We start from the raw sequence: 26,738 nt of genomic DNA on the forward strand, positions 1-26,738 counted from the left end.
AGAGAAAGTAATAATTTAAAATTAAGCGTATGTTCCAGCCTTCGCTTTTCCTAAATATCTACCTATGTGATAGCTAATTTGAATACTTTGTTATGAGCATAAATTAAACACTTCTCATAAGTTGAGAAGTGTTATTTTTCTAATCCAATCAAGGCATTTACCACCAGCTTGGTATTGGTATTCTCATCTAATGATAATCAGTGAGATTTTGGGCGCATCCATTTCTTACTTGATGAGAATTGATGGCAAATACACCCTAGAAAACAAAAGGTTCGAGAGGCAATCTGATTGACTTAGGCACCTATCTCACGTTGGGCGCTTGCTCAATGAATGAGAAAGAGGAGAGTAAAGAGGTCTCATGAATCAGGTAATATCTATCGGCCCACAAGAGTCGTTTCTCGTCGCAATTTGCGTGTTATTTTTAGGGCAGTTCATTAACACCAAATTACCAACCTTAAAGAAATTCAATATCCCAGAGCCAATTGTTGGTGGTCTAGTGGTGGCTTGCGTGATCACGACGATGCACTTAAATGGTGTGGATGTATCATTTGATTTACCACTGCAAAACACCTTTATGCTGATGTTTTTTGCGACGGTTGGCTTAGCGGCAAATTACACCCAACTTATTAAAGGCGGTGCGAAGGTTTTCATCTTCCTTGTTGTGGCATCGGTCTACATTCTTATCCAAAATGCGGTCGGCGTATCCTTAGCTACCGCATTGGGGTTAGATCCACTCATGGGGTTGATCGCCGGCTCTATTACGCTTTCTGGCGGACATGGAACTGGTGCGGCGTGGTCGCAAACTTTTCAAGAAATGTATGGTTTGCACAATGTCCTAGAAGTGGCGATGGCTTCTGCTACGTTTGGCTTGGTCATGGGCGGGATTATTGGCAGCCCTGTCGCGCAAAAGTTACTCAACAAGCACAACTTAGAATCGGAATACGGACGCACCAACCAAAGCCATCAGAGTTTCCCTGAATTGGTGACCTATAACGAACATGAAGAAGATCGTGTCACGGCGAAAAGAGTTGTAGAAAGCTTATCCATTATTTTGCTTTGCGTGACAGGCGCGAGCTATCTGGAGAGTTGGGTGAGCAGTTTTGGCATCAAGTGGTTGATGATCCCAGATTTTGTTTATGCGCTGTTTATTGGTGTTGTCATCACCAACATCATGGAAGTGACCAAGGTGCGCAAGGTTGATTTAGAAACCGTTGATATTCTTGGTACGGTTTCGCTATCGCTGTTCCTTGCCATGGCTCTGATGAGCTTGAAATTGTGGAATATTTTCGATCTTGCGATCCCATTCCTTATTATTCTTGCTATTCAGTCGGCAGTGTTGGCGATGTTCACTTACTACGTAACATTCCGCATGATGGGCAGTAATTACGATGCGGCGGTGATCGCTAGCGGACATTGCGGTTTTGGGTTAGGTGCTACACCGACTGCGGTCATGAATATGGGCTCTATCGTGAGTCGTTATGGTCCATCACCACAAGCATTTATGGTAGTACCAATTGTCGGTGCATTCTTCATCGACATTGTGAACTTAGTGATTTTGCAAGGCAGCATTGCTTTTATTAAATAGCCCCCGCTTCTTTCAACTTAACATAACAAAGCCAGTCCCGAGAGGCTGGCTTTTTTGATCGGCGTAGAGCAATAGGCATCAACAATTTAGATTACTGGAATGAGCCATGTCCTTTAAATTTATCAATGACTAATATTCGGTTTGTTGAGGACGTTACTGATGCGAAATCGTCGGACATTTATCATCAGTAATTTCCTTTTCTCCTTATAAGACTCTAGCTAATTGCCCGTCGCACCCATCATCGCGACGGGCTTTTTTATGGTTCATCGCGGCTTTCCGGGGAAAGCCGCTTTTATTTTTAAGAAGAAGTAATCTGTATCTCGATAGCCATATCCCATCCGCTTGATTAATTTTATCTTGTTATTTATCCCTTCAAGCGTACAGGTATTCAGCGGGTAGCTTGCTGAAGCAGTAATCCCATGAAGATATGGACGGAGTTTTCGAGCGAACTCTTTTAACGGCTTAATTCCACTCTCATTCACTTGCTCCCACCATACCTGCCATAAGTTTTTAGCCTGAAGTTCAGAGCCGCAACACCACAGTTCCTTTAATTGCGCACCCAGTAAGTAGGTTGTCATCAAGTCCTGATTCATATTCAATATTTCTGTGAGATAGCTTTCCTGTTGTGTATTTAAATTATCCTTATTTTTCAATAACACCCAGCGCGAACGCTTGACCCATTGCCTTGCTTTTTTATCCTGTTTTAGCTTATTGGCTTGGTCGACTCTGACTCTATCCATCACTTCACGACCAAACTTAGCAACAACGTAGAACAAGTCGTAAACGATGCGAGCATTTGGGCAGTGCTCTTGGACTTCAAGGTCAAAAGCCGTATTCATATCATTGCTACAGCTTCGATATTTTTACCATGCTCATCTAGCAGTTCAGAGAACGGTCGAATATCCTTGCGGCTACGACCTAGTCCTATCCAGATAACCTGATGACTTTTTGCATCTGCTATGACCGTCGCGTAACGGTGCCCTTTAAAAATGGCGAACTCGTCCATGACGAGTTGCCTTAGTTCACTCCATTTAACTTGCGGTACTACTTGTTGAAGTCGACGCTTATCTATCTCTTTGATTGTGTGCCAATGAACGCCTGTCACTTGGGCTATATGTTTAATTGGTAGCAGAGGTAACAACTGTTCTATATAGCTTCGTAGGCGGTTAGTGATACGAGCATAAGGTTCCAGCCAAGATAGTCGTTCTGTTTTAATGCCGCAGTGACTAAACTTGATGCGTCGGGTTTGAACGGACAGCTCAACGGGAGTTCCTAACAGTGTGGCTTCCTTCACGTTACGCCATTGATACTCATGTATGGCTTGAGCTTTAAGTCCGCGCGGACACTTAGCGATAGAGTTAGCTTTGAGAGTGAGCTTTATTAATGACGCAGTCTGATGAGACTTTACTATATGAAAGCCTTCCCAGAATGAAGATAGGAAAGTATGATTCGACATGAAAACGGTAGTTTGTGTAGGTTTTGTTTGGCGATAAAACTCTATCACTTACTACCGTTTTTGTTTCACTTCCCGCTTATCCGCGATGAACCTTTTTTATTCCTGCCAAACGGACGTTACGATGGAATTACAAGAACGCTTTGTATGGCAGTTCTGGTTCGTTTTTGAAGATGTCGCTAAAGCCACGGAAGTGTTGGTAGTGCATGCGACCTTTATCGGTAGGGAAGGTGTATTTGCCTCCGACTTGCCAGAAGAACGGTGCGAACTTGTATTGCAGACGGTCTTTCTTCATGTTCCACAACACTTCGATTTCGCGTGGGTCGTTTTGGAAGTTCGCCCAAATATCGTGGTGGAATGGCATAACGACATCACAATTCAATGATTCTGCTGCACGTAGGATGTCAGAAGACGTCATCTTGTCAGTCACGCCGCGTGGGTTTTCACCAAACGACAACAGTGCCACGTCAATTTGGTATTCGTTGCCGTGTGCTGCGTAGTAGTTAGAGTAGTGCGAGTCACCAGAGTGGTAAACCGAGCCGCCTGAAGTTTCAATCAGGTAGTTCACTGCGCGTTTGTCCATGCCGTCGAGGATTTCTTTATCGTAAGAAGAAGTACCCTCTGGCAGCGTGACAAGTGCAGTACGGTCGAATGAATCCAGTACGCGGATCTTCATGTCGCCGACTTCAAGCACATCGCCCACTTTCGCGACAACACAACGCTCTTCTGGTACGCCCCAACCCATCCATAAATCGACACACGCTTGTGGACCGATGAACTTCACGTGGTCACCGCAGTTTTGCAGTACCGCCGCCGCGACGTTCACGTCGATATGGTCTGCGTGGTCATGGGATGCCATCACAGCGTCGATCTCTTTGATAGCAAACGGGTCAAGCGGGAAGATAGCAGTACGTAGGTTTGGTTGCAGCGCTTCGACACCGCCCATACGCATCATTTGGTGCTGGTTCTTCATGAAGGCGTTTTTTTGCGTCTTTTTGCCCGTACCACACCAGAAGTCGATAGAGATGTTGGTGTTGCCCTCACTCTTCAACCAGATACCTGTACAACCTAGCCACCACATCGAGAATGTATTTGGTTCTACCACCGTATTTTCGATCTCTTCGTTTAACCAGGTCCCCCACTCAGGGAATGTATTTAGGATCCAAGATTCACGAGTGATTTCATTTACTTTACTCATAGCAACACCTTTTTGTTTCACAATTTTTATTAAATTTGGGATGTAGGGAGCCGAGCGCCTAAATTTGTAGTTAAGGCACTGAGCTGAATTATTTTTATTTATTTGAGAAAGAGGCTAGGGCGCGTTAGACCAGAATGACCTGTGTCCCTTTTGCTTCTATCGCTTTGATGACCTCTGGGTTGGCGTTTTTGCCAGTGATCAGAATGTCGATTTTCTCGGTAGGACAGAACAACATGCCCGTTCTGTGACCCACTTTGGAGCTGTCTACCACGACGACGAGCTTGTCGATTTGCTCAAGCATTTGCTGCTCTGCCACCGCGGTTAACATGTCGGCTTTGTAGAGTCCGGCTTCGGTTAACCCTTTCCCCGAGGTGAACATCCAATTGCCTGCGTAACTGCCAAGCGAGTTGGGCGCCGGATTGAGGAACAGTTTTTGTGAACGGTTGTATTGACCGCCAATGATGATCACATCGTCATGGTCTTCATTGATCAGGTAGCTTGCCAATGGGAAGTAGTTGGTGACGATCTGCACGTCTTGCCCACACAACTTTTGCCCAAGTAGGAAAGCGGTCGAACCGCAGTTGATGACCACGCTGTCGCCAGGCTGGCAAAGCTCAGCGGCTTGCATCGCAATCAAGGACTTTTCTTCGTAATGCTCAGTGCTGTTGATGTTCAGCGGTGACCATTTTTTCTTTTCTGCTTCGACGCGTTCTGCACCGTTGCGTACTTTGCGCAGTTTGCCTAGTTCATCCAGCTTAGAGATATCACGGCGAGCCGTAGCTGGAGAGACGTTAAAACTCTCAATAATATGTGAGACGTTAATCGTCTGATTTTCTTCTAATAAAGACAGAATGCCATTGTGTCTTTGTACTTCATTCATACCCATCACCCTATTTGATTCAAATTCACCGAAATGTGTATCTAGTGATTATTTGGTGATTACTTGTGATTTGTTTTGATTCTATTAATCACGCTCTTGATTGTCAAATTCAAGACTGATGAAAATCTGAACTTCATCACAAGAATTTATAAGTTATTGTATTTATTGGCAATTTAATTTTTGTGTGTGATCCGCTTACCATTTGTAGGGTTTTTTGGAGGGCAAAATTGATAAATATCAAAATAATCACAAATGAGCATTGCGTGATTACTTTTGATTGTTAGAGTTTATTTCGTGAGCAAAAACTGAGTAGATTCTGCGACATCAGATGGAATCACTCTGACCTACATACGATTACAAATAAAAAACACTCTAGGGGTAAAGATATGGAGTTCTTGTACGACATCTTCTATATTTTTTACAGCCAAGTTATGACCAAAGCCCCACTACTACTGGGTTTGGTAACATGCATTGGCTATTGGTTGCTGAGAAGAGACGCCACCACCATCATTAAAGGTTCTATCAAAACGATCGTGGGTTTCATGCTGGTTCAAGTGGGTGCGGGCACCCTAGTGGCTGGCTTCAAACCTGTGATTTCCAAACTTTCTGAATACCACGGGCTAACTGGTTCGGTCATTGACCCTTACACCTCCATGATGTCTACCATGGAAGCAATGGGCGATAACTACTCTTGGGTGGGTTACGCCGTTCTATTGGCATTAGGTATCAACATCCTCTTGGTACTGTTCCGCCGCTACACGGGTATCCGCACCATCATGCTGACTGGTCACATCATGTTCCAGCAAGCAGGTCTGATTGCGGTGTTCTACTTTGTGCTTGGTGCAAGCATGTGGGAAACCATCATTTACTCTGCGGTGTTAATGGCGCTGTACTGGGGTATCTCCTCCAACATCATGTTCAAGCCAACCGAAGAAGTCACCGGCGGGGCGGGTTTCTCTATTGGTCACCAACAACAGGTCGCGTCTTGGATTGCAACAAAAGTAGCCCCAAAACTGGGTGATAAGAACGACAGCGTTGACCACCTAGAACTGCCTAAATGGCTACACATCTTCCACGACAGCATCGCAGCAACGGCGATCGTGATGACGGTGTTCTTCGGCATCATTCTGCTTTCATTCGGTCTTGATAACCTTCAAGAAATGGCGGGCACCACACACTGGACTATCTACATCCTAGAAACGGGTCTGAAGTTCGCTGTAGCGATTCAGGTGATTGTAGCTGGTGTGCGTATGTTCGTTGCTGAGCTGTCTGAAGCGTTCAAAGGCATCTCTGAGCGTGTGATTCCAAATGCGGTACTGGCGATTGACTGTGCGGCTATCTACGCATTCTCTCCAAACGCAATGGTATTTGGTTTCATGTGGGGTGCGCTGGGTCAGTTCGCAGCAGTACTGGCGATGTTGGCATTCGATGCGCCAATCATGATCATCCCTGGCTTCATTCCAATGTTCTTCTCTAACGCGACCATCGGCGTATTTGCTAACCATTTCGGTGGCTGGAAAGCGGTGATGAAGATCTGTTTCGTGATGGGCATCATCGAGGTACTAGGTTCTGCTTGGGCTATCCACCTGTTTAGCCAACACGGCACAGAATTCAACGGCTGGATGGGCATGGCGGACTGGGCGCTTGTATTCCCACCAATCATGCAAGGTCTGTCTGCATCGAAAATGTTCTTCTTCGTTCTTGTTGGTCTGTCTCTGGTTTACATGTTCTTCGCTTCTCGCAAGCTACGTGCTGAAGAAGACGCGCAAGGCACAGTAGAAATCAGTGAAGAGCCAGAAGTGATTGAAGCGGTAGAGCAAGCAATCAAAGCGAGCGACGGTCTGCGCCCAGTAAGCATCCTAGCGGTATGTGGTAACGGTCAAGGTTCATCAATGATGATGAAAATGAAGATCGGTAAATACCTAGAGAAGAAAGGCATTCCTCACGTGATGGACTCATGCGCAGTGTCGGACTACAAGTCAAAGCTTGCGAGCACAGACATCATCGTATCGTCGAAGCACCTATCTGCGGAGATGGAGCCAGGCGAAGGCAAGTTTGTACTCGGGGTGCAAAACATGCTTAACCCTAACTCCTTCGGGGACGAGCTACTCGACATCATCAATAAAAACTTTGTACCAGCAAAATAAAACAGCATGACCAAATACTTCTCTCAATGAAGAGATAAGAAACCAATAACAAACAGCGGATAACAACAGTGGTGCCGGGCTTCGGACAGCCAAAGTCACGGTACCCAAACTGGAGATAGAACAATGGGATTAAAACAATCACTGATCGACAACAACTCAATCAAACTGCAAGCAAAAGCCTCTAACTGGCGTGAAGCCATCAAGATTGGTACGGACATGTTGATTGCCTCTGGTGCGATTCAGCCTTCTTACCATGACGCCATCATCAGCAGCGTGGAAGAGTTGGGTCCTTACATCTGCATCGCGCCTAACTTGGCACTGCCACATGCACGCCCAGAAAACGGCGTAATTCGTACTGCCTTCGCACTGGTTACGTTAGAAGAGCCAATCTACTTTGAAGGCGAAGATGAGCCAGTTGATGTGTTGATCACGCTAGCGGGTAGCTCTTCAGACGAGCACATGGAAGGTCTGATGGAAGTGACCCAAGTGTTGGATGATGAAGACAGCGAAACGGGCGTGGATTTAGACAAGCTTCGCCGTTGCCGCAGCAAAACCGATGTATTCAACGTGATTGATGAAGCTCTGGCTGTCACCGCCTAAGGAGAAATCATGTACAGCGAACTGAAACAACGTGTGCTCGAAGCCAACCTCAAACTGCCGAAATACGGCTTGGTGACGTTCACCTGGGGCAATGTATCTGAGATTGACCGCGAGCGCGGCGTGATTGCGATTAAACCATCAGGGGTGGAATACGATGGTATGCGCGCTGAGCACATTGTGGTGGTCGACTTAGACGGCAATGTGGTGGAAGGCAACATGAATCCATCCAGCGATACCGCGACCCACATTGAGATCTATAAAGCGTTCCCACAAGTAGGCGGCGTGGTGCACACCCACTCACGCAGCGCAACGATTTGGGCACAAGCAGGGATCGATATTCCGGCGCTGGGCACGACTCATGCCGACTACTTCTACGGCGACATTCCGTGTACTCGTAAGCTCTCACAACGTGAAATTGCGGAAGAGTATGAAAAGAACACCGGCTTAGTGATAGTGGAAGAGTTTCGTCAACGCCGCATCGACCCAATGGCTGTGCCAAGCGTGATTGTGGCAGGGCATGCGCCTTTCTCTTGGGGAACCAACGCTGACGATGCCGTGCACAACGCAGTGGTATTGGAAGAGATTTCTGCCATGGCATTAGCAACGCGTTCACTCAACAGCGGCATCAAGATTCAGCCTGAGCTTTCAGACAAACACTACCTGCGTAAGCACGGTGAAAACGCCTACTACGGGCAGAGGTAACGACATGTACAAAGTGCTTGCTTTAGATTTAGACGGAACCGTCCTCACTGATGACCACAGCATTCACCCTGAGGTGAAAAAAGCGATTCAAGAAGCGCAGCAGAAGTGTCACGTGGTGATTGTCACCGGACGCCATCACACTGCGGCACGTCCGTATTACGATGAGTTGGGTCTTACCACGCCTATCATCTGCTGCAACGGCACTTATGTTTATGACTACCACAACGACCGAGTGCTCAAGCACAACTCCATCGATAAGGAAGACGCGCTGACGTTCATCGCCTTGGCGAAGGAGTTTCAGGTCAAGATGGTGATGTACGTAACCGATGCCATGACGTACTCAAACTACAACCCCATTCACTACATGGAAGCGTTGGAAAAGTGGGCGAAAACCGCGCCTGAGCACCTTCAACCGAAGATCTACAAAATCGACTCGTTCAGCGAAGAAGTGCGCAATACCGAGTTCGTGTGGAAATTCGTAGTGGAAGGTTTACCAAGCTCGGTAGAACGCTTGATTGAAAACCCATGGGTGAAAGAGAAATTCAACGGCGAACGCTCGTGGTCGAATCGCATAGACTTCGCAGCAAAAGGCAACAGCAAAGGCTTAAGACTGGCGGAATACGTTTCTGAGCTGGGTTATCACCCGAATCATGTCATTGCCGTGGGCGATAACCACAATGATATTTCCATGCTCCGTTACGCTGGATTAGGCGTTGCCATGAATAACGCAGACGAGACGGTACGTTCAAGCGCCCGTTTGGTGTGCGAAACCGATAACAATAACGACGGCTTAGCTCGTCTGATACGTGAAAAAATTCAAGGATAAGCATCATGACCAAACCAATGATTCAAATCGCTCTAGACCAAACTAACCTAACTGACGCCGTGGCGGTTGCAAGCAATGTACATAGCTACGTCGATGTGATTGAAGTGGGCACCATTCTCGCGTTTGCAGAAGGGATGAATGCGGTCTCGACGCTACGTAAGAACCACCCAGACCACATTCTAGTGTGCGATATGAAGACCACTGATGGCGGCGCGATTTTGTCTCGCATGGCGTTTGAAGCTGGCGCTGACTGGATTACGGTTTCAGCCGCAGCGCATATTGCGACCATCGAAGCGTGTAAAAAAGTCGCGGATGAATTTAGTGGCGAAATTCAAATCGAAATCTACGGCAACTGGACGATGGAAGATGCGCAAGCGTGGGTGGATCTTGGTATCACTCAAGCGATTTACCACCGTTCTCGCGACGCAGAGTTGGCAGGGATTGGTTGGACAGACGCTGACATCAGCAAGATGCGTCAACTCTCTGAGTTAGGTATCGAGCTCTCTATCACGGGCGGTATCGTGCCAGAAGATATCTACCTGTTTGAAGGCATCAAAGCGAAAACCTTTATCGCCGGTCGCGCATTGGCGGGCGACAGAGGACAAGAGACCGCAGAAGCATTGAAAGCGCAAATCGACCGTTACTGGAACTAGGGGGCGACATGTATCAGAACCTACAACGTCATCGTGTTGGCTTGTATGAGAAAGCGTTGCCGAACGAGTTGAGTTGGGAAGAAAAGCTCACTGTGACCAAAGAGTTGGGCTTCGACTTTCTTGAGATCTCGGTGGATGAATCAGACGAGCGCCGCAGCCGCTTAGATTGGGACGACGAGACGATCTACGCCCTGCGTCACCAGTGCGAACGTTATGGCATGCCATTGCAGTCGATGTGTTTGAGCGCGCACCGCAAGTTCCCGTTTGGCTCGGCTGATCCGAAGATTCGAGAGCAAGCCGTGCTGCACATGGAAAAGGCGATCGCATTGGCATACAAACTTGGCGTCCGTACCATTCAATTAGCTGGCTACGATGTGTATTACGAGCCAGCAAACCGTGCTACCCACTTGCGTTTTATTGAAGGTATGAAGGAAGCGGCGAAACTGGCAGAGCGCGCAGGTGTGATGCTTGCTGTTGAAATCATGGACACCGATTACCTCAATTCATTGAGTAAGTTCGAGGTGCTTAATCGCGAAGTGAATTCGCCGTATTTCACTGCTTATCCAGACGTAGGCAACATCTCGGGTTGGAATTACGACGTGTGCACCGAGCTAAAATTGAGTAAGCCGCACATTACCCAAATCCACCTTAAAGACACGTATCGCGTGACGCCAGAATACAAAGGTCAGTTTCGCGATCTCGTGATTGGCGATGGTGAAGTGAACTTCGATGCCATCTTCTGCACACTCAAAGAGACAGACTGCGTAGTTCCGTTGGTGATTGAGATGTGGGCGCAAGATGAACATTGGCGTGCGCACATTCAAACCGCTCAGCAGCGCTTAAATCAAGCGTGTGATCATGCGGAGTTACCAAGGTTGTTTGCCGCATAATTCTCTCTTAACTGTATAAACAGTTATACCCAAGTAACCTCGAGATGCGTGGTTCAGCGAAAGTGACTTGGTTTGCAGACGCGGCAACGATTTGAAGATCTAGTGGTTCTAAATCAAAAATCGTTAACAAAGTATGGAAGCCAAGGCAATTCGCCCTTCGGGAACGAGTCACGGAAACAATTTCTTCGTCAAACGACTTGGAAATAGCTCTCTATTACGCTGCTTCGTTTTCCTTGAACTTGAGTCAGTGACTCGTTCTGAATCCTGCATCTTGAAGTCACTTGGGTATACATGCTCCGGTGCTCATTATTGGGCACCGTTTTCCCATCGTGGGAACGTGCAGTTTTTAACCCTCGTGAAAACTGCACTCTTTCGTTTCATTGGTTGACTTACCATCAGGGTTGGCGCAAAGTTGCGCTTTGTCGTTATGAAACCCCGTTAATCTGAATGAAATTACTCCAGCTGCAACTTTTCTGGTACGAAAAACATCACACCCTATTAGAGATGGAAGACCTGCCAATTCTCACCCCAGCGCAAGAACAAGAACTGCGTGAGTGGGCGAAAACACGCCGCAAAATCCTCAGCTACGAAGTGCATCAACAACCTTGGGTAAAAGTGAACGTCGACGGTTTCTCATCGATTTTAGAGCTCAAACCAAATGGTACGCTGGTGGAAAAAGACTTGTTCAGTGAGCGCGGCTTACAGGGCTTATGGAAGGTCAGCGACGGCTTCTTGTTTATTAAAGTCATCAGCGGTGAATTCATCGTCGAATACCAAATTGTTGGTCACACCGAAAACAATGTGCACAGCGGTATCGAGTACATCAATGGCAAAATCAGTACCTACAGCAAGTTTGCCAAACTCGCGAATAATTAAGCCGATTCAATTCGATGTTGAGAAAGGAGCCAGAGTGCTCCTTTTTTTGTTGTGGATAGAAAATCCCAACTATTCTTACTTCAAGCAATGAAATCAATGCGTTAATATCCAAGTCATCATTTTATTTCAAACAGTAGCAGGAGGCATGATCGTGTCTGAAAAAATATCGACGTCGGCGCTGGCAAAAATGCGTCAGATAGAGGCTAAGCTGCTGTTTGCTGATCTCAAACGCGCTGGTTACATCGTTCGCCAAGACGAGAAATGGATTTTGACCGAAGAGGGCGCCAAGTTTGGTGGTGAGTATGTTGATCATCCTAAATTTGGGCAGTTCATTGTTTGGCCGACTAACTTGCACATCGAGCTTGCTGCGACGTCTGGCAAAAGCTACAGCGCCACGCTGCTGGGTGAAAAGCTGAAACTGAATGCGAAGCGCATGAACCAACTGTTGAGTGAGTTGGGGTGGATCGCCAAATCTGAAGAAGGTTGGAGTGTCACTGAAGCTGGTATACGCGCTGGTGGCCAGCAAAGAACCGATAAAGAGACACAAAATACCTTTGTCGTATGGCACGATGTGGTGCTGCGTAATAAGCATCTTAAGCAGTCTGTCATTGACTTTTTAGGGCAAGATGCGGAGTCACACTCCACGGATAAATCGTACTCAAGCTTTCGCCAAAAGTTTGAAGCCAAACACCGAACATTAGATGGGCATTACGTGCGCTCTAAGGGGGAGTTGCTCATCGACAACTGGCTGTACTTGGCTGGTGTGGTGCACGCTTATGAGCGTCAACTGCCGATTGACCAAGATGTCACCAGTGATTTTTATTTGCCAGGCGGTAAAGTCTATTTACAGTTTTGGGGAAGTGATACTGGGGAGATGGCTGAGGCTGACCGTGAGACCATTCGTACTGTTTATGAGCAGCATCATTTCAACCTTATCGAAGTCAAACCGAGTGAACTAGACAAGTTAGATGAAGTGCTGCCTAAGCGTCTTCGTCAGTTTGGTATTAAAGCTTATTAACGACTTAAGCCCGCTGTTCAGATAAGAAAAAACCCGTGATCAATCACGGGTTTCGTATTTTTAGCGTGCATCTAGGCTGTCATCCTATGGATTAAAAACCTTTGATGTTTTCCGCTTCTAGCTCCGAGAAGTACTTCACAGTCTTCACTTTCAGTTCTTGTTGAGCTGGCTCGTCACATACGATCACTGCTTTAGGGTGAAGTTGAAGTGCAGAAACCGTCCATAGGTGGTTTACACAACCTTCTACTGCTGCTTCAAGTGCTTGAGCTTTGTTATGACCTGTTACCAGAATCATCACTTCTTCTGCGTCTAGCAGTGTACCCACACCGATAGTCAGTGCGTATTTAGGCACTTGGTTGATATCGCCGTCAAAGAAGCGAGAGTTCGCAATGCGAGTGTCTTCAGTCAGTGTCTTGATGCGAGTACGAGAAGACAGAGATGACGCTGGCTCGTTGAACGCGATGTGACCGTCGTTACCCACGCCGCCCATGAACAGGTTGATCTTGCCGTAAGACTTAATTTTGTCTTCGTAACGCTTACATTCTGCGTCGTGATCGTCAGTGTTACCGTTCAGTAGGTTGATGTTTTCTTCTTGGATATCAATGTGATTAAAGAAGTTGTTGTACATGAACGAGCGGTAAGACTCTGGGTGATCCGCAGGGATGCCAATGTACTCATCCATGTTGAAAGTCACGACGTTTTTGAAACTCACTTCGCCGGCTTGGTAAAGCTCGATTAAGGCTTTGTAGGTTGCTAGAGGAGTGCCACCAGTTGGTAGACCCAGAACGAATGGACGCTCAGCAGTAGGTTTAAAGTCGTTGATACGCTTAGCGATATGCGCAGCTGCCCACTTACCTACTTGTGCTGCTCGAGTTAACGGGATAAGTCTCATTTTGTGCCCCTAGTTATTGGAATTTACGATGTACCGAAACATTAATTCGCATTATAAAATAAGTAATGACGAACTGCTATTGTTTTAGGTCAAAATTTTGCTTTTTCTTTAACCGGTGTTGATTTTATCGACAGTTTTTATGTCTAAATGCTTTTATAAGCCGATTTTTTACAAAGAAATTGCATTATGAAACTGACGAATTGATAGATAAAATTTATGATCTAAATTAAGTTCTGTCTTCGCACTTAACCTTGTTTTTTAACAACCTACAGAGTGTGAAACCGCACACGAACTTCAAATATTATGGGATGGACATGGCACGACGCTCATTCCTTAACCATAATTGAAATGTGTAAACCAGTGAGGAATTCGGTATGAAAAATGAGTTAGATCCGAGCAAAGTACTACAGGCTTACGAATGTGTGATGAACAACGGTACACCAACCGAATTTGGCAAAATGTATGAAGGTGTAGAAGCGTTTTCCGATTACGACGGGTACAACGTTTTCTTACGAGGGAATGGTGTTGAGCTAAAGGTTGGCTTCCACAATACCTATCAATTGGAGTACGACCAAGAGCACTTGAAAGAGAGCTTTTTGAAAAAGATCGCGATGCTCGCAAAGTAGGACTGGCAGCACTAAATACTAAAAAAGCCCTTGGGAGAACGCGCCCTTGGGCTTTAGGAGAAGAAATGAGCTTGTTTTGCTCGCTCAGTCAAACCAAACGAGCTTTCGCCTACTACCTACTGCTAGAAAAAGGCGAGCATTAGTTTATTTGGTTATTAATCGTCTTCGACCAAACTCTCTTCAATGTAATCTTCTGTCGCGTCAGGCTTATTACGACCATTTAGCGTGTGGAAGCGCTTGCGACCACGAGCAAGTTGGGTGTACTTTAGCCACGTACGCTCAAGTTTTGTTTTTGCTTTGCCTGGGTTTTCTAGCACCTTGATGAAGTGTTTCTCTTCGCTATTTTCAGGTGTTAATTCGCCTGACTCTAAGCCAAGCATAGTATCCCCATAAATTGTTAGGATTTCCTCTTCCGAGAGAGTAAAATCGCCAGACTTTGCAAAGCCGCGTGGGAATTTTACGTTGTCGTAAAAACGTTTTTTGCCATGACGGAATTCAGTGTCAGACATGTCAACAGCCTCTGTAACCGTTATTGATGAATGTAGTGAACTACGGCGAAAATTAGGCGTAAAGCTAACAAAAGAAAAACAAAACTTTTTTGTCGTCATGATTTTAATTAGTTGTTAATCTGGTTTTATATTAACCAGGAGATGGTTTATGGATGTAAAAGTCTTTCGAACATTTTTAGAGCTGGCAAGGGTTCGTCACTTCGGACGCGCCGCTGAGAATCTTTATATTACCCAAGCTGCAGTGAGCGCACGTATCAAACAATTGGAAAGTTACTTCGATACGCAATTGTTTATTCGTGATCGAAATAACATAAAGTTGACCTCTGCAGGTGAGCGCTTAATCAGTTATGCAGAGGTGATGGTCACCACATTGCAACAAGCGAAGCTAGAGTTATCGCTTGAAGATGGTAAAGCGCTGCAATTAACGTTAGGTGGTACGCCAAATATTTGGGACGCCTACTTGCAGAACTGTTTAAGTGTCGTCACGGATTCATTTGGAGGCTATGGCTTCATGGCTGAAGTGATGGGGCGGGAAATGCTCAGTCGCAGCTTGCTAGAGCGCACGTTAGATATGGCATTTGCGTTCGACCAAATCAAAGCTGATGAGCTTAACTGCAAAAAAGTGGCCGATGTTGTTCTCGTTCTGGTATCGACTGAGAAAGACTCTTTAGACACCGTTTTTGAAAACAAATACGTGTATGTGGATTGGGGAACGCGCTTCTCATCAGAACATTCTGAACGTCACCCTAAGATCCCGGCTCCGTATCTGCGCACGTCAACAGCGCGTATAGCATTGGACTTTATTTTAGAGAAGGGCGGTGCCGCTTACTTACCCATCTCTCTGGTAGAGCCATTTATCGCTAACGGGCAGCTTCACAAGGTGTCTGGCGTAGAAGATTGGTGTCGCCCTATCTATTTGAGCTATCGTAAAGCTAGCTCGTCTGTAGACGCGATTAAGCAAGTGGAAGAAATTGTCAAAGAGATTGATCCACTGACGGCTTACAGTTTTCAGCAAATTGGTTCCGGCACTTCCGACGAATAGCGTTGAGTGAAAAGTCAGAGAAATTAAAAAGCCGCCTTGGCAAATCCAGGCGGCTTTCTTTTTATCTCGATGAATCGATAGCTATGGCAAGTCAAATAGCAGGGCGGTTGTGCTCTCGTTTGATGTATTGCGTAAAACAACCTTACTTTGCTGTTCGACCTTCGCGCCGTCGCCCGCCGTCAAGGTGGTATTGTCGATGCTAAGGCTTCCCGTTACTTGGTGAACGAATAAGTTTCTACCCGATTCTATCTCAAAGTTAAGTTCGCTATTTGGTTCAAGAATTAACTGATGTAATGTGGCATCTTGCTTAATAAGTAGCGTACCGTTTTCTCCTGTTGGAGTCGCGATAGTTGTTAGTCCAGGCGTGCGACCAAAGTCTTTTTGCTGATAACCTGGTTTGGTTCCAAATGTATTTGGCTGAATCCAAATTTGTAGGAAGCGCAGCGTGTCGCGGTTCGACGCATTGTACTCACTGTGGTAAATCCCTTTCCCTGCCGACATGAGTTGGAATTCCCCGGCAGGTAATGTTTTCACGTTACCTTCGCTGTCTTTGTGCGCGATAACACCTTCCAGCACATAGCTGATGATCTCCATATCAAGATGGCCATGTGTATCAAAACCTGCGCCAGGTTGGACTACATCGTCATTAATGACTCTCAGCTCAGAAAAGCCCATATATTGTGGATCGTAATAGCTACCGAAAGAAAACGTATGTTTGCTATCAAGCCAGCCAAAGTTTGCTCGACCTCGGTCTGCTGCAAGTCTTACCGTAATCATAAGGCCTCCCTAAGAGAGTTTTTTGTGCAAGAAGTTATCTAGCGCGACCTTACCTGCGCCAGAAAACGCCAGTGAAACACTTGCTGCCAGTAAAGCTAAGCCAAACTCGTAACCGTTGTTTGCCATGAACAGGCCATTTTCAAAGTGGACAGAGAATATCGCTACCAACATCGTGAACGCTAAAGCAACGGCTGATGGGCGAGTTAGCAGACCAAGTAAAATGAACAAGCCGCCAAAGAACTCTGCGCTGCCAGCAAGGAATGCCATTAGCACGCCAGGACCTAAACCGATGGATGCCATCCACTGACCTGTACCTTCTAACCCATAGCCACCAAACCAACCAAACAGTTTTTGTGCGCCGTGCGCCATAAAGATAATGCCGATTGGAATGCGAAGTGATAGTGCGCTGTAACCTGCGTTTGAAGTGGTGATTTTCTGTAATAGTGCTTTCATGATTCTGTCCTCTGACTCTTTTCAATGAGTGGGAAGCGTGTGCTCCCGTGCTGTTGAGAACAGTTTAGGTGGCGGTGAGAATAAAAATAACGGGAGTATTTTGATAAACTCGTTCTAAAAAATTGAATAATGGTTTTTTGTTATTTTTAATCAGTTGCTTGAGTATTTTTTATGAGTTTTTTTATGCCAGTTTTGTCGTGTTTTAAATCAGGCTCCATCATTATTTTCGATAAACATTTTTGCTGTTAAACAAAAAAAGAGCACAGGTTGCTGTGCTCTATTGCTTTCGCTATTAACAAGGGAGAAAGGTGTGTCGAAGAAAACCGTCAGAGGTTCATTAAGCTCTCTAGTGACTCCTCTACATTGTTGTAGTGATAGGTTCGAATATTACGCCCATCCGTGGCATTAATTTGAATTTCTGAGATCTCGTTATCTGAGTCTCGTTCGATAATTCCAATTGAATGATCTACGGATTTACTGGTAATAACCTTTTGGTTTCTTAGTACAATTACGCAAGTGTGTAAGTCCATGCCAATTCCCTTTAGCCGACGTTGTTGTGATGTTCTGGATCTAACTTTAGTGTACAAAAGCGCTAATGCCAATAAATCTCAATATTGAGTTCCGAAAATGGCTAATTGTAGACGCTTAAGCAAGCTACAATAACATTATATTGAACGATGCCTATGAACAATAAATGACAAAAGGCATGAGCAAGGAAAGCACTATGTTTATTCACCCCCATACCTCACTGACTTTCGAGCAGTGTCATAAGGCTCGAGTCGCGCGAGACAGCCGCTTTGATGGGCGATTTTATGTGGCTGTGAAAACAACGGGGATCTTTTGTCGCCCAATTTGTCCGGCTAATTTACCTAAAGAAGAAAATGTAGAGTACTTCACCGATAAAGCGCAAGCCCTTCAAGCAGGGTACCGTCCGTGTTTACGCTGTCGACCTGATAGCGCTCCTGGATCTTGGGCATGGAAAGGTGTCGAGACGACCTTTCAACGAGCGATTTCGTTAATTGATAGAGGGGAGTTGCATCACCACTCGGTGTCTGAGCTAGCAGAGCGTGTTGGGATTTCGGATCGTTACTTACGTATGTTGTTTGAGCAGTATCTAGGCATGTCACCCAAGCAGTATGCGCAATATCAACAATTAATGTTCGCCAAACAGTTGCTTCATTCCAGTTCTATGTCGGTCACCGAAGTGGGGTTTGCGTCTGGTTTTAACAGTACACGCCGCTTTAACGATGCTTTCCAAAAGTATCTCAAATTGACGCCTTCTCAAGTCCGTCGCAAAGAGTTTGACGGTATGGGTAGCAATCGAATTGCCTTGCCTTATCGAGGTGAATTGAATTGGCAGCACATGTTGAACTTTTACCGTTTACGAGCGATTGAGGGGGTTGAGCTGGTGAGTGATGAGAGTTACCAGCGCAATGTTTGTCTGGATACCAGTAAAGCGTGGTTTAAAGCAACCAAAGGTGAAGGGTACCTAGAGCTAGCGTTTGAAATTGAAGATGTAACGAAGCTGCAAAACTTGGTGTCTGACATTCGTCGTATGTTCGATCTCGACGCCGATATTTGTACTGTTGAGCAGCATTTGGATTATGTTGCACCGGGGCTTGTGTCGAGTAAAGGTATTCGGATTCCTGGTGTATGGAATGCATGGGAGGCTGGAGTTCGAGCGATTTTAGGCCAACAAGTGTCGGTCAAAGCGGCGATTGGTCAACTTAACTTATTGGTGGCCACACTTAGTGGAGAGTCAGAAAAACGCTTTTTCCCGACACCAGATGCGATAGCGAATACCGACGTGAGCTTTTTGCGCATGCCGCAAAGCCGTAAAGAGACGCTAGTGCGCTTCGCCCAGTTCATGCAGGACAACTCAGAAGCCGACCCCCAGCAGTGGCTAGCTTTGAAAGGCATTGGACCTTGGACAGTCAGTTATGCTCAACTGCGAGGGCAATCTCACCCCGATTGCTTTTTAGATAAAGACTTAGTGGTGAAAAAGGCGATGCAGCGTTACCCATCACTGAATACGCACACTGCGGCCCCTTGGGGAAGCTACGCGACGTTTCACTTATGGAATCAATCATGAAAACATTTTATACCGAAATGCCGAGCCCATTAGGAACGGTGACCATCCAATCTAACACTGAGGGCTTGCTTGGCATTTGGTTTGAAACATGCACCACTAAGCCGAGTGAACTGGGAGCGCGAGACGCTCAACACCCAGTTTTGCGCCAAGCTGTTACCCAGTTGAATGAATATTTTTCTGGCCTACGTAATGAATTTGAGCTGCCTTTGGCGGCTACAGGCACGGATTTTCAAAATCAAGTTTGGCAGGCACTAACGACCATTCCATACGGCGAGACGTGGAGCTATCAAGATCTCGCCAACGCGATTGGCAACCCTAAAGCTGTGCGCGCTGTTGGGTTGGCAAACGGCAAAAATCCTATTTCTATCGTGGTGCCTTGTCATCGCGTTATTGGCAAAAGCGGTAAATTGACAGGGTATGCTGGTGGAGTAGAGCGCAAGCAACGTTTACTTGCGTTGGAGCAAGGTACACCGCTTTAAGTGAGGCGATTCAAGCGTGCTACACAGGGGAAACGATAGTGTAGAGTTTCATATTCGTTATACGAATAGAAAAAGGATAATAAGGACATGCCTTTCAAAATGGATTTTGATGCATTCATGAGTGAGTGTTGGCAGCATCACGAAACACAGCCCGAACAAACTTATGCTCAATTGGAAACGGCTCTGAGTGAGGTGGAAAACGTTAACCACATCGAGCGAATATTCGCATTGATGCTGCACACCGCGATTGGGCACCTCCAGCGTCCAGAACCGTTTCTTGCTTGTTTAGAGCGCTTTGATGAACGCAAGGTTGCCGAGAGTTCGGCATTGCAACGCAATATTGCCGTTGCGCGCTACTTCGTAGATGGCACTGTCAATATGGAATTATTGGAAGAGCAAGACCAACGACGAGTTTACGCTTTGATTTCGAATGAACTTTCTGCGCTTGCTCAGCTTGAACTGGCGAGCCAATGGCTGGCGAAAGCCGCGCTAGGTATGACACCACAAGATGCTGAAGGGCCGCTAGCGCGCTCTATCGCAATCACAGCAAACAACTTGGCGTGCCAGTATGAAGCGCTGGCTGAGCGCACGGATGTGGAAAAATCGAGGATGCTAGAAGCGGCGAAGCTCGCGTTGGATTACTGGAAAGTGGCGGGTGGTTGGATGCAAGAAGAACGTGCTGAGTATCGCTTAGCGATGAGTTTACTCAAAGCGGGTGAAGCCGGACAAGCCAAGCAGCATGCCGAGCACTGCGAAGCCATTTGTCAGCAAAATGGTGGTGACGCGTTTGAGCTGTTCCATGCGCATGATTTGCTGATGCAAGTGCACTTCCATCTTAGCCAGAAATATAAAGCTCAAGTGGATGTGGGGATGCAGCAATACTGCACAACGAGTTCGTTGACATGATCTCAACGTTGAATAAAAAAGCCCCGAGCGAATGGCTCGGGGCTCATATTTTGTAAGTTCACTCATTACACGATGTTGATTAAGCTATTTGCGCTTTTGCCTGGTATCGTCCTGGTTTATGGTTCATCGCCAAAATCAAGTTTGTCGCCACGGCACCTAGGACGGATAGAGCGATAAGGTGCACATCCACAATGAACAGCGATATCACTACGATGGCACAATCGAGTGCCATCTGAACTTTACCAGCTCGAATCCCAAAACGTTCCTGAAGGTACAACGCTAAAATGTTAAAACCGCCTAAACTCATCTTGTGGCGGAAAATCACCAACATACCTATTCCAATTAACCCACCACCTAGAAGTGCTGCATAGAAAGGTTCGATTCGTGAAATTTCAATCACATGGTGCAGATGATCGACCGCAAAAGAAACAATCGAGACCGCAATGAAGGTATTAATGGTGAAGCGCCATCCCATGCGCATTACAGACAAAATATAAAAAGGGAGGTTGAGAGCGAAAAATATCTGACCAAAGCTGAAGTCACTCACTTTGGTAAGGAAGATCGCCAAACCAGCCGTACCGCCGGTGAGCAATCCTACTTTGCTGAAAAATATTACCCCAAGCGACACTAACGCACTGCCGAGCGTCAGAGCCAAGAGGTTCTCTCTTAGGCTATGATCTTTATCCATAAAATTTTTTCCTTGGTTTAAAAACCGCGCCGGAGACAACACGTCCATCCAGCGAGATAAACAGTTGCCAAAACAGCAACTAACAAATCGGCCAATAAAATGTCGCGAAAAGTGATGAATGTCGAGTTTTTGGACAAGATTGTGCTGATGCTAGCCTGTTTAACATAATGTACACAGGTAGAAAAACAACAAGGAAAAGTTATGATTAAGAAAGTCGGCACTACCCAAATCAACGCATTACATCGACTGAGTTGTCACTGCGGAAAAGTTGAACTGGAACTTGCATTACCTAATGGTATTGAGAAGCCGAGACGATGTGATTGCTCCATGTGTCGACGTCGCGGCGCGATTGTGGCATCTGTGCCTCTGAATGGTATTCGTATCGTGCAAGGCGAAGATGTTTTGAAGCTGTATCAATTTAACACTCGCACAGCGAAGCACTTTTTCTGTGGCGAATGCGGTATCTATACGCACCATCAGCGTCGCTCTGACCCGAGTGAATACGGCTACAATGTCGGCTGTTTAGAGGGCGTCAACCCATATGAATTGGGAACTATCGAAGTGATGGATGGCGTTAACCACCCATCAGACCGTTAGGCCGCATAGCAAGTGAAGAACGTGAGTTGCGGTGCTTAGGTAAATAAACCGCTATTCATCCACAAATGCACTGCAATACTGGCGGCATAACCCAAGGCGATGACGGGAGCCCACTTTAGGTGGCCAAAGAAGGTGTATTGTCCACGCGCGGCTCCCATTAATGCGACACCTGCCGCAGAGCCAATTGAAAGCAAGCTGCCCCCCACACCCGCAGTCAATGTGACAAGTAACCAGTTCCCCATCGACATGCTTGGTTCCATGGTCAGTACAGCAAACATAACCGGAATGTTATCGACGATGGCAGATAGAACACCAACCATCACGTTGGCCCAGACAGGGTTCCATTGGTTGTACATGACGTTTGAAACCAGTTCGAGATAGCCAAGTAAGCTCAAACCGCCGACACACATCACTACGCCGTAGAAGAACAGCAAGGTATCCCATTCTGCGCGAGATACACGGTGGAACACGTCAAACGGAACGACTGAACCTAAGCGTTTTAATGCGTGATCGTCGCCATTGGCAATTGCCATGGCCGCTTTTTTTGCCAAAGAATGTTTGAGTGTTTGGCGTAAGAAATAACCGAAAAATTGTAGGTAAGCCAAGCCCATCATCATGCCCATAACGGGTGGGAAGTGCAGTAAAGCGTGGAAAGAGACTGCGGTGGCAATCGTCAGAATGAATAGTGCGACAATACGTCTCGCGCCGCGTTTCAGTTCTACGTGTTGGTGAATCGTATTCGGTTTGGTGTTTGGAACAAAGAGTGACATCAAAAACGCAGGAACCAAATAGTTCACCAGTGACGGGACGAATAACGGGATGAATTCAGCAAAGCTGACATGCCCGGCTTGCCACACCATCAGGGTCGTAATGTCACCAAATGGGCTGAATGCACCGCCAGCGTTGGCAGCGATAACAATGTTGATACAGGCAAGATTCACGAATCTAGGATTATCACCAGAGACTTTCATCACCACAGCGCACATCAAGAGGGCTGTGGTTAAGTTATCGGCAATCGGTGAAATAATAAAGGCGAGAAACCCCGTCAGCCAAAACAGCTTTTTGAAGCCAAAGCCTTTGCCGACCATCCACGCCTGTAAGGCATCGAAGAGTTTGCGCTCTTCCATAGCATTGATGTAAGTCATCGCTACTAACAAAAACAGCAGCAGTTCCGCGTATTCCAACAAGTTGTGCTCTAGTGCGGATTTGGCGATTTCTGGCTGGTTGTGTTGAGCAAAGGTGTAGCCAATCAGAATCCAAATTAACCCTGCAGCGAGCAGCACAGGCTTGGATTTTCTCATTTTCAGATACTCTTCCAACATAACCAGTATGTAAGCAATCGAAAAGATAATGAGAGCCGCGTAGCCGACACCAGAATTAACAAGGTTCAGTTCATTGGTGGGGGCAGCAAAGGTGGCGCTAGAGAATAACAAACAGCAGAAAGCCACAATTGGATAGATTGGCATAGACATTTCTCCTTTGTCTGGTTGGAGAAATATTAGCCACAAATTAATGAGTTAGTTGTGAGAGAGCTCGAATTAACAGTAGGAGTTAGGAAATGATAGTGTGCGCCACTATTTTCTGAGTGACGCAATGCTTGCTGCGCCAAATAAAACCACAGCGGCATACAAACCGTAAGTTAACCAATGGCTAATCTCTAAAAAAGGAACGAGTCCTTGACCAGCCCACATACAGCCTCCGTTTAATGAGCAATGTTGTAATAGTCGAGCCAATTTAAAGGAAATGAACAATGTTTTTTGTGAGTGACGGCAAATTCTGAAGGATTAGAAAGTCAAAAATTGGTCAGTGAGAGAGAAATCTCATTTTTAACTGGCTAGCTCTAACCCTTTTGAGCTAGAGCTAGCTATATCGAGCGCTGAATGGATTTAGCGCAGCAGCCATTTTCTCAACGGCGAAGCCTCAATTGCTTTCACAAGTATTATGGTTGCGACAATCGTTGTAGGATAAATAAATGCGTCTTTCGCGAGGTGTTGCAACCCGATAAATCCAGCGACATTCATCATAATAATTATCACAAGCAGATGGCTAACATAAATGCCTAACACGCTAGGAGATAGTTTGAATACCCAAGGCATATCGCCAAAATGTGGGTGGACTAAGAGCCACATGAAGACACCCACGGCCCAGATAACAGTACCAAACAGGAAGTCGTGAGAATTAAAAGCGACCTCGTGTTGCATTAGCCAATAAGCTTCACCAAAATGCAGCGCCATACCAAGAAGAATGCATCGAATCGTATTGTTTCGCGACCATCGCCACTGTTCTTCTCGTGCTAGATAACCCAGTGTTACCAGCAAAGTACTGAAAAACGGCCCATTACGAGTAAAGAAAGGCGCTGGCAGATCGGTAATGGTCGAATAACTGCCAGCAAACACGCCGTATATGTATAGCAATACGGCGGTTGGCAGTACCAATTGAGCCATATTGATATGCACGAGGAAGGCAATTAAGGCAACGGCAATGACCAGAGCTGGAATAAACCACAGGTGAACGAGCCCGCCTTCGACGAGTGAATTGAACGGGGTCGACATTAAGTAGCCCCAGTAGCCCTGCCTTTCGGCGAGATACCCCGCCTCAGCGACAGTTTGCCACTGGAATGGCATCAATAAACTGATCACGCTCCAAATGAGCCAAACCTTCATCAGTGGTTTGGCGTAGTTTTTTAGTGTTTCGATAGGTGCGCGGCTTAACTTGGGCTGGATAAGATAACCAGAAATGAGAAAAAACAGTGGCACAGCAAAACGAGCCAATTGGTTGAGCATATAACCAACCCACGGTATTCCATCCCATTGCCAGTATGTCAGGGCCATCTGGCAGTGCAATCCTATAATTGCAAACATCGCAATAATACGCGCAAACTCTAAGCTGGCTATTTTTTGTTTCTTTGCCATTACATTACTTACCTAAATAAAAAAAACTTAGGTGAAAGTAGCAGGTTGTGGCTGAATTAATGCGAGAAAAAGTCAACAGACTCGCGCTTACACTGAAGCTGTGTTTAAATTTAAGACTTACTTCAAACTTCTTAATTATTAACCTATTAACCAACTCAATACGTGATTAGCGAGTCGAAAATGACACTAATGTATGGTTAGACCAGTTAACTCTAGATTGCAAAAAAGAACGATCGTGCTAAAAATAAGATTATGCAAAAAGGAAAAGTGACAAAAGAGTTTATTCTGCAACGGGCTTTTGAGATCGCCAGCGAAGACGGATTAGAAAGTCTTACGATTGGTGAGTTAGCCAAGCAATGCGGTATGTCGAAAAGTGGTCTGTTTGCTCACTTCAATTCGAAGTTGAATTTACAACTATCGGTATTGGAGCACGCCAATAAAGTGTTCGCTGCTCGGGTTATTGAGCCTGTTCGTGAAGCAGGGGATGGCAATATCGAACGTAAAATTCGAGGGTTGCTCGACTCTTGGATGACTTGGAACCACGCATTTCAAGGAAGTTGTATGTTTCTAGACGCTTGGAATGACACGGCAGATAAAGATTGCCCACTTCAGGCCGGACTGCGTAAATCCATAGACACTTGGCTGAGCTATTTGGAGATCCAAATAGCGAAAGGCAAAGAGAAGCAAGAATTTGCAGCAGACTTAGATACACGCCAAGCAACGTTTGATTTATACGGTCTTTATTTGAGTGCACATGTTTTTTACTCAATTAAAGGTGAGGAAGAAAGCTTGCGCCTGTTTTGGCAAGGGATCGACAACTTATTTTCTCGCTGGAAAGACTGATACCAGTTATTCGCTTTCCAGATTTGTAGACATAAAATCATAAAGAGCGGCTGAGTTCGCTCTTTCTTATCAGCATAAAAAGCACGACCGTTCTATTTTTGTGCGTAGCTGATAGTTAAGGACATAATCATGAGTGAAAAAATTTACTTTAATACATCGCAACGTTTCAGTATTAAGCGCAGTTTGGTGAACATCAGTACGCGTTTACACCATACGCTGGCCCCTTCCCATGCAAAGAATACCGCGCGTAAGTTGCTCCTGACACCTGCTCGCACAGCACCTAAAAACACCGAACCTCAAGGACTTGCCAAAGGTGAAATTAAAGGACATGCAGGCATTATCAAAACCTACACTTTGGGCTCTGGACCTATTTGGGTGTTAACTCATGGTTGGTCTGGCACCGCAAGTCAGTTTTATCCGTTGATGGAACATATTGCGTCGAAAGGTTTCACCGCTTTGGCATACGATCATCCAGCACATGGTGAGAGTGAAGGGCAGTATGGGCACATTCCGGGTTTTGTCAAAGGGTTAGAAGATGTGTTAGATACGGTAGACGATATTGTTGGTCTAGTTGGGCACAGCATGGGCACCGCTTCTGCTCTTGAGTGCCGACATAGCAAATTAGAAAACAAGCCTTTACTGCTTATTGCACCGGTATTGAATTACGTAGAGAACCTATTCGGTAGCATTGCGCGTTCAGGTTATTCGATGAAGCTTTTTAATGCCGTAGTTTCTGAAGTTGAAGATCAATTTGGTTACCCATTACAGTCAATTGATCCGCTGAAGCGTTTGGCTGAGCGCTCGTCTCCAGCCATCATTGTTCATGATGAGCAGGATAAGTTCACTAAGTACAGTATCTCTGCACAAGCCGCTGAAGAGATTGAAAATGTTGAGTTAGTGACAACGCAAGGTCAAGGTCATGGCCGAGTGATGAAGTGTGGACAAGTCTTCAGTAGTTTTGACCGTTTACTCGATCGTGCTTGGTAATCTTCATGCTTGCTAATTGGCTCGGTCCGTTTTGGGCTAATTCGATTTGAAATCAATACCTAGGATTGTTTTTCGTCTATGGTATCGCTTTTCTCGTTATGAGATAA

At 45.9% G+C, this 26,738-nt stretch carries 27 protein-coding genes and 1 pseudogene; 17 read left to right on the forward strand and 11 right to left on the reverse strand.

Annotated elements, in window-relative coordinates; translation table 11 throughout:
- Nucleotides 1-358 precede the first annotated feature (358 nt).
- Nucleotides 359-1,585: a sodium/glutamate symporter gene (gene gltS / locus ACWYVB_RS20450; RefSeq protein ID WP_268978509.1), complete on the forward strand. Its 1,227-nt coding sequence runs from the start codon at nt 359-361 to the stop codon at nt 1,583-1,585.
- Between the two features lie 263 nt (nt 1,586-1,848).
- On the opposite strand, the pseudogene ACWYVB_RS20455 reads toward gltS, so the two are convergent.
- The 3 genes and pseudogenes from ACWYVB_RS20455 to ulaR all read right to left on the reverse strand — a co-directional run bounded on the left by ACWYVB_RS20455 (nt 1,849) and on the right by ulaR (nt 5,116).
- Nucleotides 1,849-3,041: pseudogene (locus tag ACWYVB_RS20455) on the reverse strand (ISL3 family transposase).
- A 127-nt stretch (nt 3,042-3,168) separates the two neighbouring features.
- Nucleotides 3,169-4,236, reverse strand: a complete 1,068-nt coding sequence (ulaG, locus tag ACWYVB_RS20460) for an L-ascorbate 6-phosphate lactonase (RefSeq protein ID WP_005448892.1) — start codon at nt 4,234-4,236, stop codon at nt 3,169-3,171.
- Nucleotides 4,237-4,360: 124 nt separating this feature from the next.
- Nucleotides 4,361-5,116: an HTH-type transcriptional regulator UlaR gene (gene ulaR / locus ACWYVB_RS20465; RefSeq protein ID WP_005448893.1), complete on the reverse strand. Its 756-nt coding sequence runs from the start codon at nt 5,114-5,116 to the stop codon at nt 4,361-4,363.
- Nucleotides 5,117-5,502: 386 nt separating this feature from the next.
- On the opposite strand from ulaR, the gene ACWYVB_RS20470 reads away from it, so the two are divergent.
- From ACWYVB_RS20470 to ACWYVB_RS20505, 8 genes are all read left to right on the forward strand, one after another.
- Nucleotides 5,503-7,263 (forward strand): PTS ascorbate-specific subunit IIBC, encoded by a 1,761-nt coding sequence (locus ACWYVB_RS20470; RefSeq protein WP_005434683.1) that lies wholly within the window; start codon nt 5,503-5,505, stop codon nt 7,261-7,263.
- A 123-nt stretch (nt 7,264-7,386) separates the two neighbouring features.
- On the forward strand, nt 7,387-7,863 hold the full coding sequence (locus tag ACWYVB_RS20475; RefSeq protein WP_009702554.1) for a PTS sugar transporter subunit IIA: 477 nt from the start codon (nt 7,387-7,389) through the stop codon (nt 7,861-7,863).
- A gap of 9 nt (nt 7,864-7,872) precedes the next feature.
- On the forward strand, nt 7,873-8,565 hold the full coding sequence (locus ACWYVB_RS20480; RefSeq protein ID WP_009696581.1) for an L-ribulose-5-phosphate 4-epimerase: 693 nt from the start codon (nt 7,873-7,875) through the stop codon (nt 8,563-8,565).
- Between the two features lie 4 nt (nt 8,566-8,569).
- Complete coding sequence (locus ACWYVB_RS20485) at nt 8,570-9,391, forward strand: Cof-type HAD-IIB family hydrolase (protein ID WP_005434688.1); 822 nt, start codon at nt 8,570-8,572, stop codon at nt 9,389-9,391.
- Between the two features lie 5 nt (nt 9,392-9,396).
- On the forward strand, nt 9,397-10,044 hold the full coding sequence (locus ACWYVB_RS20490; RefSeq protein WP_045415095.1) for a 3-keto-L-gulonate-6-phosphate decarboxylase UlaD: 648 nt from the start codon (nt 9,397-9,399) through the stop codon (nt 10,042-10,044).
- A gap of 8 nt (nt 10,045-10,052) precedes the next feature.
- Nucleotides 10,053-10,934 carry an L-ribulose-5-phosphate 3-epimerase gene (locus tag ACWYVB_RS20495; RefSeq protein ID WP_268978507.1) on the forward strand — a complete coding sequence of 294 codons (882 nt, stop codon included), beginning with the start codon at nt 10,053-10,055 and terminating at the stop codon, nt 10,932-10,934.
- Between the two features lie 447 nt (nt 10,935-11,381).
- Nucleotides 11,382-11,810, forward strand: coding sequence for a hypothetical protein (locus ACWYVB_RS20500; protein WP_256955687.1), 429 nt, complete (start codon nt 11,382-11,384; stop codon nt 11,808-11,810).
- A 151-nt stretch (nt 11,811-11,961) separates the two neighbouring features.
- Nucleotides 11,962-12,828, forward strand: a complete 867-nt coding sequence (locus ACWYVB_RS20505) for a glycerol kinase (protein ID WP_457529962.1) — start codon at nt 11,962-11,964, stop codon at nt 12,826-12,828.
- Between the two features lie 91 nt (nt 12,829-12,919).
- On the opposite strand, the gene nagB is transcribed toward ACWYVB_RS20505, so the two are convergent.
- Nucleotides 12,920-13,720 (reverse strand): glucosamine-6-phosphate deaminase, encoded by an 801-nt coding sequence (gene nagB, locus ACWYVB_RS20510; protein WP_006740926.1) that lies wholly within the window; start codon nt 13,718-13,720, stop codon nt 12,920-12,922.
- A 374-nt stretch (nt 13,721-14,094) separates the two neighbouring features.
- Between nagB and ACWYVB_RS20515 the strand changes: the two genes are divergently transcribed.
- Nucleotides 14,095-14,346 (forward strand): DUF3081 domain-containing protein, encoded by a 252-nt coding sequence (locus ACWYVB_RS20515; RefSeq protein ID WP_005392042.1) that lies wholly within the window; start codon nt 14,095-14,097, stop codon nt 14,344-14,346.
- Nucleotides 14,347-14,501: 155 nt separating this feature from the next.
- On the opposite strand, the gene ACWYVB_RS20520 is transcribed toward ACWYVB_RS20515, so the two are convergent.
- Nucleotides 14,502-14,855: a DUF413 domain-containing protein gene (locus ACWYVB_RS20520; RefSeq protein WP_005392041.1), complete on the reverse strand. Its 354-nt coding sequence runs from the start codon at nt 14,853-14,855 to the stop codon at nt 14,502-14,504.
- 148 nt (nt 14,856-15,003) lie between these two features.
- On the opposite strand from ACWYVB_RS20520, the gene ACWYVB_RS20525 reads away from it, so the two are divergent.
- Nucleotides 15,004-15,897: a LysR family transcriptional regulator gene (locus tag ACWYVB_RS20525; RefSeq protein WP_005374436.1), complete on the forward strand. Its 894-nt coding sequence runs from the start codon at nt 15,004-15,006 to the stop codon at nt 15,895-15,897.
- Between the two features lie 81 nt (nt 15,898-15,978).
- Here the strand turns inward: ACWYVB_RS20525 and ACWYVB_RS20530 are convergent, their stop codons facing one another.
- The 3 genes from ACWYVB_RS20530 to ACWYVB_RS20540 all read right to left on the reverse strand — a co-directional run bounded on the left by ACWYVB_RS20530 (nt 15,979) and on the right by ACWYVB_RS20540 (nt 17,657).
- Nucleotides 15,979-16,674, reverse strand: a complete 696-nt coding sequence (locus ACWYVB_RS20530) for a pirin family protein (protein ID WP_457529965.1) — start codon at nt 16,672-16,674, stop codon at nt 15,979-15,981.
- Between the two features lie 9 nt (nt 16,675-16,683).
- Complete coding sequence (locus tag ACWYVB_RS20535) at nt 16,684-17,127, reverse strand: DoxX family protein (RefSeq protein ID WP_457529967.1); 444 nt, start codon at nt 17,125-17,127, stop codon at nt 16,684-16,686.
- 326 nt (nt 17,128-17,453) lie between these two features.
- Nucleotides 17,454-17,657 (reverse strand): hypothetical protein, encoded by a 204-nt coding sequence (locus tag ACWYVB_RS20540; RefSeq protein ID WP_017633816.1) that lies wholly within the window; start codon nt 17,655-17,657, stop codon nt 17,454-17,456.
- Nucleotides 17,658-17,851: 194 nt separating this feature from the next.
- Between ACWYVB_RS20540 and ACWYVB_RS20545 the strand changes: the two genes are divergently transcribed.
- The 3 genes from ACWYVB_RS20545 to ACWYVB_RS20555 all read left to right on the forward strand — a co-directional run bounded on the left by ACWYVB_RS20545 (nt 17,852) and on the right by ACWYVB_RS20555 (nt 20,604).
- Nucleotides 17,852-19,219 carry an AlkA N-terminal domain-containing protein gene (locus ACWYVB_RS20545; protein WP_395214467.1) on the forward strand — a complete coding sequence of 456 codons (1,368 nt, stop codon included), beginning with the start codon at nt 17,852-17,854 and terminating at the stop codon, nt 19,217-19,219.
- Nucleotides 19,216-19,698: a methylated-DNA--[protein]-cysteine S-methyltransferase gene (locus tag ACWYVB_RS20550; RefSeq protein ID WP_258664646.1), complete on the forward strand. Its 483-nt coding sequence runs from the start codon at nt 19,216-19,218 to the stop codon at nt 19,696-19,698. The genes ACWYVB_RS20545 and ACWYVB_RS20550 overlap by 4 nt, the downstream gene beginning before the upstream one ends.
- Before the next feature lie 87 nt (nt 19,699-19,785).
- Nucleotides 19,786-20,604 carry a hypothetical protein gene (locus ACWYVB_RS20555; protein ID WP_457529970.1) on the forward strand — a complete coding sequence of 273 codons (819 nt, stop codon included), beginning with the start codon at nt 19,786-19,788 and terminating at the stop codon, nt 20,602-20,604.
- Between the two features lie 79 nt (nt 20,605-20,683).
- Here the strand turns inward: ACWYVB_RS20555 and ACWYVB_RS20560 are convergent, their stop codons facing one another.
- Nucleotides 20,684-21,292: a YitT family protein gene (locus ACWYVB_RS20560; RefSeq protein WP_395214470.1), complete on the reverse strand. Its 609-nt coding sequence runs from the start codon at nt 21,290-21,292 to the stop codon at nt 20,684-20,686.
- 201 nt (nt 21,293-21,493) lie between these two features.
- On the opposite strand from ACWYVB_RS20560, the gene ACWYVB_RS20565 reads away from it, so the two are divergent.
- Nucleotides 21,494-21,889, forward strand: coding sequence for a GFA family protein (locus tag ACWYVB_RS20565; protein WP_006740934.1), 396 nt, complete (start codon nt 21,494-21,496; stop codon nt 21,887-21,889).
- Between the two features lie 35 nt (nt 21,890-21,924).
- On the opposite strand, the gene nhaD is transcribed toward ACWYVB_RS20565, so the two are convergent.
- The gene (nhaD, locus tag ACWYVB_RS20570) at nt 21,925-23,355 is read right to left on the reverse strand and encodes a sodium:proton antiporter NhaD (RefSeq protein ID WP_005392020.1); all 1,431 of its coding nucleotides are present in this window, start codon (nt 23,353-23,355) and stop codon (nt 21,925-21,927) included.
- 420 nt (nt 23,356-23,775) lie between these two features.
- Nucleotides 23,776-24,801: an acyltransferase gene (locus tag ACWYVB_RS20575; protein ID WP_457529973.1), complete on the reverse strand. Its 1,026-nt coding sequence runs from the start codon at nt 24,799-24,801 to the stop codon at nt 23,776-23,778.
- 252 nt (nt 24,802-25,053) lie between these two features.
- Between ACWYVB_RS20575 and ACWYVB_RS20580 the strand changes: the two genes are divergently transcribed.
- A complete protein-coding gene (locus ACWYVB_RS20580) occupies nt 25,054-25,644 on the forward strand; it encodes a TetR/AcrR family transcriptional regulator (RefSeq protein ID WP_225461459.1) in 591 nt (196 codons plus the stop codon).
- A gap of 129 nt (nt 25,645-25,773) precedes the next feature.
- Nucleotides 25,774-26,631, forward strand: a complete 858-nt coding sequence (locus tag ACWYVB_RS20585; RefSeq protein WP_006740936.1) for an alpha/beta fold hydrolase — start codon at nt 25,774-25,776, stop codon at nt 26,629-26,631.
- Nucleotides 26,632-26,738 lie beyond the last annotated feature (107 nt).

The organism is Vibrio sp. JZG10, from assembly GCF_054064075.1.

Coding starts and splice junctions, on each gene's coding strand:
- ulaG (WP_005448892.1), bottom strand. CDS start 4,236: ATGAGTAAAGTAAATGAAATCACTCGTGAATCTTGGATCCTAAATACA.
- ACWYVB_RS20560 (WP_395214470.1), bottom strand. CDS start 21,292: ATGGATAAAGATCATAGCCTAAGAGAGAACCTCTTGGCTCTGACGCTC.
- ACWYVB_RS20540 (WP_017633816.1), bottom strand. CDS start 17,657: ATGGACTTACACACTTGCGTAATTGTACTAAGAAACCAAAAGGTTATT.
- ACWYVB_RS20485 (WP_005434688.1), top strand. CDS start 8,570: ATGTACAAAGTGCTTGCTTTAGATTTAGACGGAACCGTCCTCACTGAT.
- ACWYVB_RS20525 (WP_005374436.1), top strand. CDS start 15,004: ATGGATGTAAAAGTCTTTCGAACATTTTTAGAGCTGGCAAGGGTTCGT.
- ACWYVB_RS20470 (WP_005434683.1), top strand. CDS start 5,503: ATGGAGTTCTTGTACGACATCTTCTATATTTTTTACAGCCAAGTTATG.
- ACWYVB_RS20495 (WP_268978507.1), top strand. CDS start 10,053: ATGTATCAGAACCTACAACGTCATCGTGTTGGCTTGTATGAGAAAGCG.
- ACWYVB_RS20475 (WP_009702554.1), top strand. CDS start 7,387: ATGGGATTAAAACAATCACTGATCGACAACAACTCAATCAAACTGCAA.
- ACWYVB_RS20555 (WP_457529970.1), top strand. CDS start 19,786: ATGCCTTTCAAAATGGATTTTGATGCATTCATGAGTGAGTGTTGGCAG.
- ACWYVB_RS20545 (WP_395214467.1), top strand. CDS start 17,852: ATGTTTATTCACCCCCATACCTCACTGACTTTCGAGCAGTGTCATAAG.
- ACWYVB_RS20515 (WP_005392042.1), top strand. CDS start 14,095: ATGAAAAATGAGTTAGATCCGAGCAAAGTACTACAGGCTTACGAATGT.
- ACWYVB_RS20580 (WP_225461459.1), top strand. CDS start 25,054: ATGCAAAAAGGAAAAGTGACAAAAGAGTTTATTCTGCAACGGGCTTTT.
- ACWYVB_RS20575 (WP_457529973.1), bottom strand. CDS start 24,801: ATGGCAAAGAAACAAAAAATAGCCAGCTTAGAGTTTGCGCGTATTATT.
- ACWYVB_RS20535 (WP_457529967.1), bottom strand. CDS start 17,127: ATGAAAGCACTATTACAGAAAATCACCACTTCAAACGCAGGTTACAGC.
- nhaD (WP_005392020.1), bottom strand. CDS start 23,355: ATGCCAATCTATCCAATTGTGGCTTTCTGCTGTTTGTTATTCTCTAGC.
- ACWYVB_RS20500 (WP_256955687.1), top strand. CDS start 11,382: ATGAAATTACTCCAGCTGCAACTTTTCTGGTACGAAAAACATCACACC.
- ACWYVB_RS20565 (WP_006740934.1), top strand. CDS start 21,494: ATGATTAAGAAAGTCGGCACTACCCAAATCAACGCATTACATCGACTG.
- nagB (WP_006740926.1), bottom strand. CDS start 13,720: ATGAGACTTATCCCGTTAACTCGAGCAGCACAAGTAGGTAAGTGGGCA.
- ACWYVB_RS20480 (WP_009696581.1), top strand. CDS start 7,873: ATGTACAGCGAACTGAAACAACGTGTGCTCGAAGCCAACCTCAAACTG.
- ulaR (WP_005448893.1), bottom strand. CDS start 5,116: ATGAATGAAGTACAAAGACACAATGGCATTCTGTCTTTATTAGAAGAA.
- ACWYVB_RS20585 (WP_006740936.1), top strand. CDS start 25,774: ATGAGTGAAAAAATTTACTTTAATACATCGCAACGTTTCAGTATTAAG.
- ACWYVB_RS20490 (WP_045415095.1), top strand. CDS start 9,397: ATGACCAAACCAATGATTCAAATCGCTCTAGACCAAACTAACCTAACT.
- ACWYVB_RS20550 (WP_258664646.1), top strand. CDS start 19,216: ATGAAAACATTTTATACCGAAATGCCGAGCCCATTAGGAACGGTGACC.
- ACWYVB_RS20530 (WP_457529965.1), bottom strand. CDS start 16,674: ATGATTACGGTAAGACTTGCAGCAGACCGAGGTCGAGCAAACTTTGGC.
- ACWYVB_RS20520 (WP_005392041.1), bottom strand. CDS start 14,855: ATGTCTGACACTGAATTCCGTCATGGCAAAAAACGTTTTTACGACAAC.
- gltS (WP_268978509.1), top strand. CDS start 359: ATGAATCAGGTAATATCTATCGGCCCACAAGAGTCGTTTCTCGTCGCA.